Source organism: Yoonia sp. SS1-5 (assembly GCF_038443705.2).
Classification (GTDB): domain Bacteria; phylum Pseudomonadota; class Alphaproteobacteria; order Rhodobacterales; family Rhodobacteraceae; genus Yoonia; species Yoonia rhodophyticola.
On record NZ_CP151767.2, the window covers coordinates 2,844,414 to 2,857,277 of the forward strand.

General features: G+C 59.1%; 13 protein-coding genes. 2 read left to right on the plus strand and 11 right to left on the minus strand.

The annotated features are described in order from the left end of the window. Positions 1-3: 3 nt before the first annotated feature. The 9 genes from tssG to AABB31_RS15515 all read right to left on the minus strand — a co-directional run bounded on the left by tssG (position 4) and on the right by AABB31_RS15515 (position 9,751). Positions 4-987: a type VI secretion system baseplate subunit TssG gene (gene tssG, locus AABB31_RS15475; protein ID WP_373634951.1), complete on the minus strand. Its 984-nt coding sequence runs from the start codon at positions 985-987 to the stop codon at positions 4-6. Beyond that, complete coding sequence (gene tssF, locus AABB31_RS15480; protein ID WP_373634953.1) at positions 984-2,924, minus strand: type VI secretion system baseplate subunit TssF; 1,941 nt, start codon at positions 2,922-2,924, stop codon at positions 984-986. Before tssF ends, tssG begins: the two co-directional genes overlap by 4 nt. Further along, the gene (tssE, locus tag AABB31_RS15485) at positions 2,921-3,505 is read right to left on the minus strand and encodes a type VI secretion system baseplate subunit TssE (RefSeq protein WP_342077286.1); all 585 of its coding nucleotides are present in this window, start codon (positions 3,503-3,505) and stop codon (positions 2,921-2,923) included. The genes tssF and tssE overlap by 4 nt, the downstream gene beginning before the upstream one ends. 92 nt (positions 3,506-3,597) lie before the next feature. Next, positions 3,598-4,095, minus strand: coding sequence for a type VI secretion system tube protein Hcp (locus AABB31_RS15490; RefSeq protein ID WP_342077285.1), 498 nt, complete (start codon positions 4,093-4,095; stop codon positions 3,598-3,600). A 67-nt stretch (positions 4,096-4,162) separates the two neighbouring features. Next, positions 4,163-5,656 (minus strand): type VI secretion system contractile sheath large subunit, encoded by a 1,494-nt coding sequence (gene tssC / locus AABB31_RS15495; RefSeq protein ID WP_342077284.1) that lies wholly within the window; start codon positions 5,654-5,656, stop codon positions 4,163-4,165. Positions 5,657-5,713: 57 nt separating this feature from the next. Then, entirely contained in the window at positions 5,714-6,241 is a 528-nt protein-coding gene (tssB, locus tag AABB31_RS15500; RefSeq protein WP_342077283.1) for a type VI secretion system contractile sheath small subunit, read from the minus strand. Positions 6,242-6,342: 101 nt separating this feature from the next. After that, positions 6,343-7,701, minus strand: a complete 1,359-nt coding sequence (locus AABB31_RS15505; RefSeq protein WP_342077282.1) for a type VI secretion system ImpA family N-terminal domain-containing protein — start codon at positions 7,699-7,701, stop codon at positions 6,343-6,345. A 130-nt stretch (positions 7,702-7,831) separates the two neighbouring features. After that, positions 7,832-9,118: a type VI secretion system-associated FHA domain protein TagH gene (gene tagH / locus AABB31_RS15510; RefSeq protein ID WP_342077281.1), complete on the minus strand. Its 1,287-nt coding sequence runs from the start codon at positions 9,116-9,118 to the stop codon at positions 7,832-7,834. A gap of 36 nt (positions 9,119-9,154) precedes the next feature. Continuing rightward, on the minus strand, positions 9,155-9,751 hold the full coding sequence (locus AABB31_RS15515; RefSeq protein ID WP_342077280.1) for a hypothetical protein: 597 nt from the start codon (positions 9,749-9,751) through the stop codon (positions 9,155-9,157). A 182-nt stretch (positions 9,752-9,933) separates the two neighbouring features. Here AABB31_RS15515 and AABB31_RS15520 point away from each other — a divergent pair, with 182 nt between their 5' ends. Continuing rightward, positions 9,934-10,590 carry a hypothetical protein gene (locus tag AABB31_RS15520; RefSeq protein ID WP_342077279.1) on the plus strand — a complete coding sequence of 219 codons (657 nt, stop codon included), beginning with the start codon at positions 9,934-9,936 and terminating at the stop codon, positions 10,588-10,590. Here AABB31_RS15520 and AABB31_RS15525 read toward each other — a convergent pair. Further along, positions 10,556-11,416 carry an SDR family oxidoreductase gene (locus AABB31_RS15525; protein WP_342077278.1) on the minus strand — a complete coding sequence of 287 codons (861 nt, stop codon included), beginning with the start codon at positions 11,414-11,416 and terminating at the stop codon, positions 10,556-10,558. The two genes, AABB31_RS15520 and AABB31_RS15525, sit on opposite strands and share 35 nt — an antisense overlap. 56 nt (positions 11,417-11,472) lie before the next feature. Between AABB31_RS15525 and AABB31_RS15530 the strand changes: the two genes are divergently transcribed. Beyond that, positions 11,473-12,099, plus strand: coding sequence for a methyltransferase domain-containing protein (locus AABB31_RS15530; RefSeq protein WP_342078813.1), 627 nt, complete (start codon positions 11,473-11,475; stop codon positions 12,097-12,099). Here AABB31_RS15530 and AABB31_RS15535 read toward each other — a convergent pair. Continuing rightward, positions 12,096-12,839, minus strand: coding sequence for a class II aldolase and adducin N-terminal domain-containing protein (locus tag AABB31_RS15535; protein WP_373634958.1), 744 nt, complete (start codon positions 12,837-12,839; stop codon positions 12,096-12,098). The genes AABB31_RS15530 and AABB31_RS15535 overlap by 4 nt on opposite strands. Positions 12,840-12,864 lie beyond the last annotated feature (25 nt).

A 12,864-nucleotide genomic window follows, 5' to 3' on the forward strand; every position in this document is an offset into this window, starting at 1 on the left:
GGGCTAGGCAGCGTCGCTTAACGTGTAGGTCGCACCGGGCAGGTATGTGCCCGGTGGCGGTTCGGGATTGGGTGACAGGGTCGCCATCCAGCCCAGTTCCGCCGACTTGCCGACAATCGCCGGTTCGAATTCGTCTGATGGAAGCGACAGCGACACGGCCACCTCAAATGTGCGGCCCAGATACCCACCGACAATGTCGCGCATCCGCGTATGTGACATGCCGCCGGGCAGAAAATCACGGTATTCGTCAAGCGTCTTTGCCTTGATGCGGATGACGATCTTTTCGTTCACCGATTGCGCGCGCGATCCCAGAAAACAATCGCGACCAATGGTGCTGCCCTGCATCCCCAGCCGGTTCAGGCCGTCCGCCTCAAACATGATCCATGTCGGCGCATGTTCATCCAGCGTAATATCCGCGCCCAGATCATAGCGCAGCATCTGGCGCAGGCGCACCGGGCTTTTTACCCGGCCCATCCCAAGCGAGACCATGCTGTAGCGTTTAGTGTCCGACAGAACCCCGCGATCCTTCCAGGCGGGGGTTCCGATGCCGATCAGGGCGCCGACATAGCGCGAAAAACTGTCATCGTCTTCGTGATCGAATTGGGTGATCGCCCGGGCGTCGGACCAAGCCCGGAAAAACAACTGCTGAAAGCGGGTTGCAAACAGGTCCGTGAATTTCACAAACGCCAGATCACCGCTTTTGGCCCAGCGGAGCACTTCTTCGGTTGTGTTCAGCGGCAGCGCGCCATGGGGTCCAAAAAAGCCGATGATCTGGTTGCGCAGATCCGGACGACCCGCCTTGTCTTTGCGGATGTCCGACATGTCGCTGGCCGGAAAGGCCAGAAACGGGTCTTGCCCGATGGTCGCAACCTCCTCGGACAGCGTTGTGTTCTTGCCGATCCGGGGCTTGCCTGTGGATTCGCGCTCAAGCTTGCGCAAAAGGGCCAGATAGCCGACAGGGCGGGGTTCTTGCTCGGGTGCGCTCATATCAGCGGGCCTGACCCGGTTCGCGGGGGGAATTTCACGACCTCGCCCCTGTCGGTCGAGGCGATGACCGTCTGGGTGAAACTGTTCACGGCTGCATATTCGGCCAGAAAGCGATCCAGCGTGGCCCCTAGCAGGATAATGCCCGACCCCTCGAACGCCGGTTCGTCAAAGGTGATCTTAACCTCCAGCCCTCGCGCAGGGTAGTAACCATCGCCCCGCTGGATTGACCGGACAATCGGCCGGGTTGTGACGGACTTGAGGCCTTGCAATTGCGCCTCGCTGACGACGTTGGACAAATCCGCGAATAATGACAGAAGTTCGCGCAGGCTGTCCGCGGCGGTCTGTCCGTCATCATCGCCATCAAGACTGAAATGGCTCAGCGACAGATAGCTGATCAGGCGCCAGTAGTTGTCACCCGAGGTACTGCGATGACTGGCATTCGCCTCAAGTTCGGGCATGGCGGCGCGCGGCGGGGTCGGCCCGCCCACACAGGCCAAGCTGACGCTGACATCATCACACATGTGGAAATCATCGCGGCTTTCTGCGATGGGCAGATATTCCGGCAGATGCCGATTGGAACACAATGTTCTGACCTGCAGCCTTTGGGCGCGGGCGTCGCCCTCCAGATTTGGGGGCTCGTAGATCGAAATGAACGTCTCGGTCCCCGCATATCGCTGCTGACTGCCAAAACGCCGTTCCTTTTCCGTCGGACGACGCGGTTTCTGGCGCGAGGTATAGTACAGCGCCTGACGCGGCTTCTTGCCCCCACGCGGGACCGCATAGAGCGGGTTCACCCGCACCTTGTCCTGCACGCCGGGATAATGTGCATGCACCGACGTGATGCTGTAAATCTCGTAATGTGTCAGTGGGCTGCTATCGGGGGTGACGACAAATTCGGTACGTTTGTCATCCAGCCTGATCTGGCTGGACGTTTCCTCGAACAGGTTCACCGCAGGCGCACAATTCAGGGCAAAGCCCTTCTCGCTGATGCGGGCGGCAAGGTTCTTGTTGCCGTTGCCGAATTCCAGCATCAGTTGAATTTCGGACTCTTTGATGCGCGACAGATGCTGGCGAAGCCCGGTCAGACGGAACCCCAGCAACTTGCGTGGGAACACGAAAATCTCGCGCAGCTTGGCAAACCCTTCAAAAAGGCGGCCGTCATGCGGGAACAGATTATCGCCTTCATCAAAGCCGATCTGTTCAATGGATGAGGGATCAAGCCGGATGAAGACCGGGTCGCCATGCGCATCAAGATAGCGCAGCGAGGCGCGTTTGAGATCGCAGAAAATCTGCTCGTACAGGGCCACAGCATCGGGCATGTCGCCAATCAGGTGAATGGGCAGGCTGTCGGCCTCGATCTCTGACAGGGGGCCGCCCGGCTTTGTGCTTGTGGCTGAAAGCGGGCGTATGATGGTCAGTTGCAACCCGCCTTTTGTGCCGGGCGCGACCTCGGCCTCGCCGGCGGCCAGAAAGGGGGCGGGGCTGCTGTGATAAACAGCCTTTGGTATTGTCAGCGGCCAGATCGACAGCGGACCGCAAAGCGCATAACGGCAGGATACCCGCTGATCGGCATCAACAAAGCGGGCATCCATATAGCTGCCGCCTTCAAAATGCAGACCCTTGACGAGGTCCTTGTTGTCAAAGGGTGGGTTGGCCTGTGTCAGCATGACGCTGGGGGTCGGGGCCAGCGCATCGGGGAAGATCTGGTTCAGCAGCTCGGTTGAAAATGTCCGAAATTCTTCGTCCATTTTCAACTGGACGCGGGCGGCCATGAAGGCGGTGCCTTCCAACAGACCCGCCACCGCCGGATCAAGATTTTCCTTGATCAATCCGCCAAGCCGATCGGCGATCCCCGGGTAATCGGCTGCAAATTCGCGCGAGCGCTCGTAGAGCAGCGCCAGTTCCTTGTTATAGGCGTCGCGAAAGGCTTTTTTCATGTTTGAACCCGCAGGCGCGTCATTTGTATCTTGCCTGCGCCCATATCCACCTCGGCCACAAAATCGAGGGGGACATCAACCGGCGTGGCGACCATTTCGGCCGACACATCAAAGCTAAGCCGCTGGGTCGTTTCCTGTTCCTCGCGGTTCAGCTGAATTTCGATTGTATCCGCGATCAGGCGGGGCTCGTGTTCAATCAGGGTGTTGCGAATAAGCTGGGCAATCTGCTTGCCGGCATGGATCGAGTTGCTCATCTCGCTCATGTCGCCAAAACCGTAATTGATCACTGATTTTGCAACATAAGGGGCATCGTCTAGCGACGAGATTGCATCAAGGTTGATCGTATTCATCAGGCTGGCCAGATCGGCCGTCAGGTGCTTGCGCAGCGTTGCCTCATCCGTGCCGGTGCGCCGTTCCTGACTGCGGGCGGTCATTTCGCGGGCGCCATCCTGATAATTGGCCTCGTCTTTCTTGCCATCGCCGGTCGCGCGGGCCGCCCGGAACACGTGCATCAGCGAGACTTGCCGCCGGTCCTTGGCGTCGCTGGCCTTTTGTTTGCGATGGGTTGAGCCGGTGTTCATCAGAATTCAGTAAATTGAATATGCTCTAAGGACATTCGGGGCCGCAGAGGGCCCCGAATAAGCGTGCTTGCGATGTATCAGCGAAATGCTGATTAGCTGCTCCACTCTGCGTTCTGGGCGATATCCCAGCCAACCAGTGCTTCTGCACCAGCGGCACCGGATTCTTCCTGCAGCGTGTAGGTGATTTCGAACTTGCGGAAGTTCAGGGTCAGGTTTTCCTGGATACGGTCCAGACCGTCCTTGGATCCGCCAGTCGAGTAGGACGAGATCATGATGTTTTCCATCTTGATCTTGAAATACTCAACAGGGGCCGCACCACCGGACTTGCGCACGATCAGTTCGCCGTTTTCGATATGCTCACCGGTTGTACAGCGCTTGATCAGGTCGTTCGAGGCCAGGTCAACGTATTTGGTCAGGGAAATATCCTGAACGTTCACCTTACCGCCGCCGCCACCAGCGCCAACATGCGTTGTGCCGGACTGGGACAGGCCCCAGCTCCATGCCAGAACGTCAATCTGGTCGGCATGGGTTGCGTCCTGCGATTCACCTTTGATGTTGTTGGAAAGTTTAAGAAAAATATCAACAGCCATTATATTACTCCGTTTTGGCCGTCAGCGTACTCAAATGCAGCTAACGCGTTGGTTGGGGGAGGGGTCGTCATTTGCCGCTCGGCAGTTTGGATACCAGGCTCATCCCGATATCCATTCCTTCCATCTGGAAGTGTGGTTTGAGGAAGAACTTGCCCATGTAGTAACCTGGGTTCTCCTCGTCTTCGATGACCTGCACGGTTGCAGCCGCCAAAGGCTTTTTGGCCTTCTCTTTCTCGGTGGCGCTTTCTGGGTTTGCAGAGACATATTTGTTGATCCACGTTTGCAGATCTTTTTCAAGCTGGATCCGGTCGGGGCTGGTCCCGATCTTATCGCGCACCATGCATTTCAGGTAATGGCTAAAGCGCGACACCGCGAAGATATAAGGCAGGCGCGACGACATGTTGTCAGACGCCGTGGCCAGATCGTCCACGTATTTCTTGGGCCGGTAAAGCGACTGCGCACCGATAAAGGCCGCCTTGTCGGTATGCTTGCGGTGGATCAGGCCGATCAGGCCGGCCTTGCTCAACTCACCCTCACGCCGGTCGGTGATCGACACTTCGGTAGGGATTTTCATGTCCTTGGACCCGTCACCGGTATCAAAGGCATAGGTTGGCAGGTTCATCACCTCACCACCGGACTGCACGCCGCGGATTTTTACGGTCCAGCCATGTTCCTTATGCGCCCGGTTGATGTTTGCGGCCATCGCGTGGGCGGCGTTCATCCACGCATATTGGTTGCCCTCGTGCCCGTCGGTTTCCTCGATAAAGTTGAACTCTTCAACGACCGAACTGCCATCTTGGGTATAGGGTTCGCGTGACAGCACACGCGGCAGGGTCAGGGCCAGATAGCGCGAGTTCTCGCTGTCCCGCAGGCTGTTCCACGCGGCATAGTCAGGCGTATCAAAAATCTCGGACAGATCATCGGGGTTGGGCATCTCGTTCCAGCTATCCATGCCAAGCAGGGCAGGTGCGGCCGCCGAGACGAATGGCGCATGCGACGCCGCCGCGATCTTGGACAGATCACGCAAAAGACCCACATCGCCGCTTGACTGGTCAAAGTAGAAGTCCCCGATCAGTGTGCCGAAAGGCTTACCGCCCATCGTGCCGAATTCCTGTTCGTAGATCTTCTGGAACAAGGGGGACTTGTCCCATTTGGCACCGGGATACCGGCGCAGTTCGCTTTTCAGCTCACCCTTCGAGACGTTCATGACATTCACCCGCAGGCTGCTATCCGTCTCAGAGTTGTTGACCGTGTAGGCCAGACCGCGCCAGCTGCTTTCCAGTTCCTGGAATTCCTTGGCATGGATGATTTCGTTGACCTGCTTGGTCAGCTTTTCATCAATCTTTGCAAGCATCGCGCCGATTGTGTCGATGATATCCTCGGAAATGACGGTCTGGTCATCCAGCGCCTCGCGGACCAGTGTCACAACCGCATTGTCGACCTCTTTCGCCGCCTCATCGGTGCGCGGCTTGATGGTCTGCTTGAGCATATCGGAAAATTCATCAAGTTCGCTCAGGCCTTCCTGGACCTGGGCTTCCTGTGTCTGGGCTTCTTCTGCCATTTTACGTTTCCCTATTGGTGCCGCAATCTGCGCCCCGAGGGGCGCGCTCGCAGGTTATTATTCAGCTTTGTCTTCGTCTTCTTCGGCGTCAGCATTCGCCTCGGCCAATGCGGCCATCAGTTCCGGATCTTCAAGCAAGGCTTTCAGATGATCCTGCGCTTTGGACTTGCCGTTCATGTAGCGGGACAGGTTTGCAAGCTGTTCGCGCGCTTCCAGCAGTTTTGCCAGGGCAGGCACCTGACGGGCGACCTGCGCCGGGCCAAAGTCGTCCATCGAACTGAATTCAAGATTGACGCCAAGCTTGGTACCGCTGTCCGGGTCCAGCTTGTTTTCCACCGCAAATGACAGGCCCGGAGAGACGCTTGCCATGTAGTCATCAAGGGTGCCGGCGGTCACATCTGTAAAGTTCCGCTCGGCCAGTGGGGCCTTCTCCACTTGGGATGCATTTCCGGACAGATCAGACATCACGCCCATGACAAAAGGCAGCTCGACCATTTTCTCGCTGTCATAAGGATCGGCGTAGGAAATATTGACCCGCGGGGGGCGGTTACGCTTGATAAAACCTGTGGCAGAATCTGATGGCATTTAATCTCTCCTCAACATCGCGAACATGAAACTTTGTCTGAACTTTGAAGTCAACGTACTTCGCCTTCTAGTCGAGACAAACTGTGGTTGTATGTGCCAAATTACACATCGCCCTTCGGCGGTAACAAATCTGCGACAATCGCCGCGAAATCCTTGTCCAAATATGTGCGCGCCTTTGAGAGCAGCACCGGAATAGGGCTGGCGGGCTCGCGGACCCTGAAATACTCCTCAACCGCGCTGATCAGCGGGGCCACATGGGTGCGATCCGGGATGTCCGGAACCGGGCCGGGTTCGGCATCGGCGGCCGGTGCGGCCTGATTGGCGCCCTCACCAGCAAGCATTTTAAGCCGGTCCATGTATAGCACGAAACTGCTGCCCGACCCAAATGTGATTTTGGTCTGGTTCGCGTGTTCCGGCATCAGCGTTTCAATCGCCTCGATCAGCGGGCGGCCCACAAGCAGTCGCGCCTGCGTGACCAGCAACAGCGAGGGGGCGGCCGGTTCGTTGGTGGCCAGATAGCTTTCGACAGCAGTCAGGGTCTGCAAGGCGGCCGCCCTGTTTGGCACGGATGTGCTGATGGCGGGGGCTGGCTGCGTTGTCGCCGCAGGCGCCGGGCCGGGTGCGGCCGCAACCGCATCATCCGACGGCGCGTCGGTATCAGTGGCGGGCGCATCATCGTCGGTACTGGCGCCCTCGGCTGACCATGGGGTCAGATCATTGCGCGCATCCTGCATCATCGTCTGAATATTGGCGATGACGGTCTGGGTGGCGTCGATTGATGGCGTAAATGGCGCGTCCAGGCGCAGGCAGGCCGACTTAATCCGGTGCAGCGCATCGGCGGCCTTTGTCAGGGCGGCATGCGCCGCATCAACATGCTGCTTGTTGCCGGGTGCCGCAATCTCGGACATCAACGTGCCGGCGTTCAGCCCGACCTCACCCTCGCGCGGTTCGGATTGGCCGGTAGCAACCAGATGTCTGCGATAGGTCACTTCGCCCGGCCCGGCGAGGTTTGCATATTGCAGGGGTTGTCCAACGACGGTTGAGCCACCCAATTCGTCAATGGCCCCCCGGCGGTCAGAGGTCTCTTGCGGGTGCACGTCATTAGGGTGCGTTTCCAGCGCCAGCGCCAACCCATCGACGGCGTCTGCAAAATCGGGCAGTCGGCCGGCAAGGATCATCAGACGCGCCAGCAGTGACAGCAACCGGATATCGCGGCTGCGCTTCAACAGCCCGTTGATCGTCTCTTTCTCGGATTTGTGGTCGATTGACTTGGGATCAAATACCGTGCCGGGGGTAAATTCGTCATCGGGAGCCTTGATACCGGGGGTGAAATACCGCTCTGGCATCCGGGATTCGGCTTCGTAATAGTAATCCACGAAGGCCGCATCATCCGCCGCCTCAAGATCGGGGCCGCAGGAAGCATCTGCCGAAATAGGCTCCTTCATCCAGTCGTAGCTCATGACAGGTCTTTCATGTTGGGCAGCACAGTCAAATTCATCTTCCGCATAAATACCTTATCAATGACGATCACCGTGCCGCGCAGCCCGTCTTGGGTCAAGCAAGGGATTCCTGACCTGCAAAGGTGGTGCTTCACTTTTTGGCGGCATCGACGGCCGCCGCGTAGCTTTCGGCGAAATGGGCAAGGAACACATCAAGCATACCGTTTTCATGATCGCCGACCTTGGCGTCCCAGCGTTTGACAAACTCGTCCCAGGATTTCCGCCGGCCACCGGCAAGCAGGCCGCCACCGGTCGTTTCCTCGATGGCCTCCGGCGAGATGTCTTCCAGCAATTTGATCAGCGCAGGCTGAATGGCGGCGAAGACCGCTAGCTGATGGGTTTTCACATCTTCAAGGGCCGCCGTCATGCCTTGCCCGCCGGGCAGAAAGCCATCGCGCGGGCGCAGGAACATGACCTCTAACGCTTGGGTTGGGTCAGGCAGAAACTTGAGCGGGTTGTTTCCGATCGCCCCCATCATGGTCCGGTCGCCGCCTCGGGTGAATTTCTTGGCTGCCGCCCGATCCTGCAGCAATGTCATCAGCTCGGCTGCGGCAACCTTCATCGTCGCGCCCAACTCGCGGGCAAGGGCAATGGCATCCTCGGCATTGGCGCCTTCGGGCGTTTGAAGGCCAGCAGCCTCGCAAAAGGCCGTAACGATTGCGGCACCTTGATCCGGGCCGGGCGTCGCAGGGGCGGCGGGGGCAGGAGGTTGGCGCGGCGCTTGGGGGGCGGGCGCGACCGCTGCGGGTGGGGCAGCAGGTGCGGGAGCGACTGCGGGCGGCGCCGCACCAAACGGCGAGTCCGAGTTGCCAAAGGGTGATGGTGCCGCTGCCGGGACAGGCGGTGCACTCGGGGCCGGTTGTGGCGGTGCTGGCGGCGGTGTGACGGGCAGCGGATTGACGATGAAGTCGCTTGCGAAATCTTCAAATGCCCGTGGGTCCGGGCGGGGATTGGGGTCAATCGGGGCTGCAGGCGCGCTGGCCACGGCCCATGGGTCGCTGTCGTCAAAAGCGGGTGGCGGTGGGGTTGCCGGGGTTTCGCCGGGCGCCGCAGCCGCGGCCCCTGCACCCAGCGACACCCCGATAAAGTAGTGTCCAACCTGAAACCGGTCGCCTTGGCGGATCATATGCGCGCCTTCCAGCCGGTGCCGTTGCCCATCCAGAAAGACACCGTTGGTGGATACATCCGTCAGCCAATAGGCACCGTCTTTATAGGCAATGTCGAAATGGTGGCTTGAGATATGTTTTTGCGGGTCCGGCAAGGTCCAGTCCATGGCCGTCGAACGGCCAACCGTCAGCCCCTGTTGGGTGACAGTCGTCGTCGTTGGGCCGCCATCAGGCAGCCTGTCATAGTTTTCGATCCGCAGTGTGAGGGTCATGCAGTGCCGGGCCAGTTGGTAAAAAAGAACAAACGCTTAATAAACCTTGAAGAGTGATTCCGCCATGTCGATAAACCGGGCCAGCAAGATCGGCCTGCGCGACAGATCGGCACGCGCAAGACAAGACAGGATCGCCGTATTCAAGGCGCGTGGTGCGCGGCTTGCAGGGACTTGGGCGGGATCATTGGGGGCGATGGACCCGCCTGACCATCCGGCAGCCAGTGCCAGATGCACACCGGGTGATTTTGCGGGCGCCCATAATGCTTCGCGCATGATGTGATGGCGCATGGCCGCGTCCGGGCGGCCGATCCAGCCGGCCACAAGTTCCATCATCTGCCGATCCAGCGCAGTCAGGGCATCGGGCATCATGCGCAGGCATTCATGCCCCCACCAGATGGCGAGCTTGGGCTGAATCGCAAAGGCGGTGAAGGTGATCGCCTCTTCGGGCGTTGTCGATTGCCGCAGGCGCATCAGGTAGTGCAGCGCTTCTTCTTCGGGCTGTGGCCGTTGTTGGGTCAGCTCGGCAAGCTGCGGAATCCCGACATAGAGATCGGCCAGCGTGTCATACCGTGTTGCAACCGCCGGCGGCCTTGTCTTTTCGTCGTCTCCGGGCGGGGCGTCGTCTGGTGACATAATGGCATCGCTCCAATGACTTGATGTGGCGCAACCGGCCATTCACAATATGCGGGCGAGTTTCGGGAGTTGCGGATCAACCGTCAAGCATGGTTTTGGGATTTATCTGCAAAATTCAGACGTGTGGTCAGACTGGACGCGGCTGCAACCCATGCCGCATGTTGGCCGAAAAAGGGAAATGAATGAACAATCGCTTTGTGATCGCCTATCGGTGGATCGTCTTTGGGTTAGCCGCCGGTTACTGCATTCGGACACTTGTTTTTGGCGGGTTCGACAATTTTGGCGGACCATTCCGATTTCTGACGATCTGGGCGCTTTTTGCATCCTTCTTTGCAGCCAGCCGCATGATGGCGTTGATGGAAGGACGCAGTGACCGACGCTGGGACGGGTTTGTCTGTGCGACTGCGGTGCTCAACACGATGGTCGTTTTCCTGTACTGGCGCTTGTATTTTGCAGATCCGAATTCGGTGACCCGGGATGGTCAGTTGGCTGCGTGGCATCTGGAACTTTATCTGCATCTGTTTGGGCCGCTGCTACAGTGGATTGATACGGTGTTCATTCATCGCAGCTATCGCAGGCTTCTGGCTGCGGTTGGGTGGCTTACTGGCGTTATTGCGCTCTACGTTCTTTGGGCAGAACTGATTGTGCAGCGCTTCAATGATACGCCGGTCGGCAGCGTCACATCAGGCCTGCCCTATCCTTTCCTGAACAATCTGGAACTGCCGGGGCGGTTGATTTTCTATGCGACCAATCTGGGGATGGCATTTGTGCTGCTGCTTGCCTTTGCAGGGATCGCATGGCTGGTCAGGCGCCAATTTCCTGTGCCAGCAACGCCTTAAGCCCGGACCGATAGTCAGGGTAAAGCAGGGTCACCCCCAGTTCATCCTTGATCCGGTCATTCCGGACCTTCTTGCTTTCGGCATAGAAACTGCGGGCCATCGGGGTCATTTCGGCGGTCTCGAAGGGCTCGGCAGGTGGGGGCGGCATGCCTAAAAGCGCGGCGGCGTAGCCAATGACGTCTTCGGGTGGCGCAGGATCATCATCGCAGACATTATAGGCAGCCCCCGGATTGGGCCGCGCGATCGAGGCCGCAAGGACCCGTGCGATGTCGGCGACATGTGTGCGGCTAAAGACCTGACCCGGCTTGATGATGCGGCGGGCCGTGCCGGCGCGGACCTTGGAAAACGGGCCGCGACCGGGGCCATAGATGCCGGCAAGGCGGAAAATATGCAGCGGCAGCCCCGGGATTGCGGCCCAGGCGGCCTCTGCCGCGACGCGGGCGATGCCGCGTTTGGTTGCGGGGGTCAGTGCTGTGTTCTCATCGACCCAGTCACCCCCATGATCCCCATAGACCCCTGTGGTGGACAGGTAGCCGACCCATTGGAATTGTTCGGCGCGCGCCGCGATTTCATCGCGTAGCGCGCCAAGCACCGGGTCGCCTGCTTCATCCGGTGCAGCCGAGATCAGCAGATGGGTCGCTGCATTCAGTGCCGGGATCATGTCGGCGCCGGGCCAAATGCGGGGTTCAACACCTTCGTTCATCAGGCGCGCCGCGCGGTCTTCTGACCGGGTGGTGCCGATGATCCGCCATTCCTGCGGCAGCAATATGCGGGACAAGGCACGGGCGCTGTAGCCATGCCCGAATGAGAGAAGCGTATTTGTCATATGCCGGTGGTGCCAGCGCTGGCGCAAATCCGCAAGACCATGTTAGCCTTCCAAAGATGGACCCGACACATGATGTAGATAACGCCTATGCGCTTACTTCCAAGGAAGAGGTCAAGGCGCTTTATCAATCATGGGCGCATAGCTATGACACCGCGTTCGGCGATGGGCAGGGGTATCAGCTGCCGCGCGAGGTTGTGCTGGGCTATCTGGCCGGTGACGGCTGTGGGCCGGTTCTGGATGTGGGCGCGGGGACCGGCCTTGTCGGGATGCACCTGCAAGGTGCGGGTGTCGGCCCTGTCGATGGGGTCGATCTTTCCGAGGAAATGTTGCGGGTTGCCGAAATGAAAGGGTGCTACCGGCACCTGACCGGCGGGGACATCACACAGCCGCTCCAGCTGCCGGCGGCACCCTATGCGGGCATCGTCAGTGCGGGGACGTTTACCTTTGGGCATGTGGGCCCTGTCGCATTGCAACATTTGCTGAATGTGGCGGCGCCCGGTGCGGTCTTTTCGCTTTCGGTGAATGACGCGCATTTCGTGGCGGACGGGTTTGAGGCCGCATTGGACGCGCTGGCAGATCAGATCATGGATCTGAATTTTCGGCAGGTCCGGATTTACGATGATCGGGCGGATGCGGCGCATCGCAATGACATGGCGCGGCTTGTGCTGTTTCGAAAGCGCTAGGCTGCGTAGTTTGATCCCTCCTCATCAAGGATCGCCTTGAGCTCGGCCAGATGCCGGGCGTCCTGCTCGGGGTAGCTTTCGAGTTCCTGGGCTGTTTTTTCGGCGATGTCATCGGGCAGAACACGCAGGGGCAGGCCGGTTTGCAAGGCCCGGATATACGTCTCGCATGCCCTCTCGAAATAATAGAGCCGGTTGAACGTGTCCGCCACCGTGTCGCCAATGATCAGAACGCCATGATTGCCCATGATCATCACCTTCTTCTTGGGGTCCGAAAACAGGGCCGCGCAGCGCTCGCCCTCATCCTCGAACGCCAGGCCGCCATAGCTGTCATCAATGACATAACGGTTGAAAAACGTGCAGCAGGTTTGTTCGATCGGGGGCAGACGGCTGTCCTGCAGGCTGGCCAGAACTGTCGCAAACACCGAATGAACATGCATCGCGCAGCGGGCATGCGGCACATTGCGGTGAATGCCCCCATGCAGGCCCCACGCCGTCGGATCAGGCGCATCGGGGCCGGTCATGGCATCGGGATCATTGGCATCAACCAGTATCATGTCGCTGGCCTTGATCCGCGAGAAATGCATCTGGTTGGGGTTCATCAGAAACCGGGTGCCGTTATCATTCACCGCAAGGCTGAAATGGTTGGCCACGGCCTCATGCATATTTAGCCGGGCTGTCCAGCGAAAGGCGGCAGCCAGATCAACCCGTTCGGGCCAGAATTCCATATTGTGCTTGGTCATTGCGGGGCCTATCGGTTTGCGTGTC

Bases quoted from the DNA above. Each gene is read 5' to 3' on its own strand.
- tssG (WP_373634951.1), bottom strand. From the start codon at position 987: ATGAGCGCACCCGAGCAAGAACCCCGCCCTGTCGGCTATCTGGCCCTT.
- tssF (WP_373634953.1), bottom strand. From the start codon at position 2,924: ATGAAAAAAGCCTTTCGCGACGCCTATAACAAGGAACTGGCGCTGCTC.
- tssE (WP_342077286.1), bottom strand. From the start codon at position 3,505: ATGAACACCGGCTCAACCCATCGCAAACAAAAGGCCAGCGACGCCAAG.
- AABB31_RS15490 (WP_342077285.1), bottom strand. From the start codon at position 4,095: ATGGCTGTTGATATTTTTCTTAAACTTTCCAACAACATCAAAGGTGAA.
- tssC (WP_342077284.1), bottom strand. From the start codon at position 5,656: ATGGCAGAAGAAGCCCAGACACAGGAAGCCCAGGTCCAGGAAGGCCTG.
- tssB (WP_342077283.1), bottom strand. From the start codon at position 6,241: ATGCCATCAGATTCTGCCACAGGTTTTATCAAGCGTAACCGCCCCCCG.
- AABB31_RS15505 (WP_342077282.1), bottom strand. From the start codon at position 7,701: ATGAGCTACGACTGGATGAAGGAGCCTATTTCGGCAGATGCTTCCTGC.
- tagH (WP_342077281.1), bottom strand. From the start codon at position 9,118: ATGACCCTCACACTGCGGATCGAAAACTATGACAGGCTGCCTGATGGC.
- AABB31_RS15515 (WP_342077280.1), bottom strand. From the start codon at position 9,751: ATGTCACCAGACGACGCCCCGCCCGGAGACGACGAAAAGACAAGGCCG.
- AABB31_RS15520 (WP_342077279.1), top strand. From the start codon at position 9,934: ATGAACAATCGCTTTGTGATCGCCTATCGGTGGATCGTCTTTGGGTTA.
- AABB31_RS15525 (WP_342077278.1), bottom strand. From the start codon at position 11,416: ATGACAAATACGCTTCTCTCATTCGGGCATGGCTACAGCGCCCGTGCC.
- AABB31_RS15530 (WP_342078813.1), top strand. From the start codon at position 11,473: ATGGACCCGACACATGATGTAGATAACGCCTATGCGCTTACTTCCAAG.
- AABB31_RS15535 (WP_373634958.1), bottom strand. From the start codon at position 12,839: ATGACCAAGCACAATATGGAATTCTGGCCCGAACGGGTTGATCTGGCT.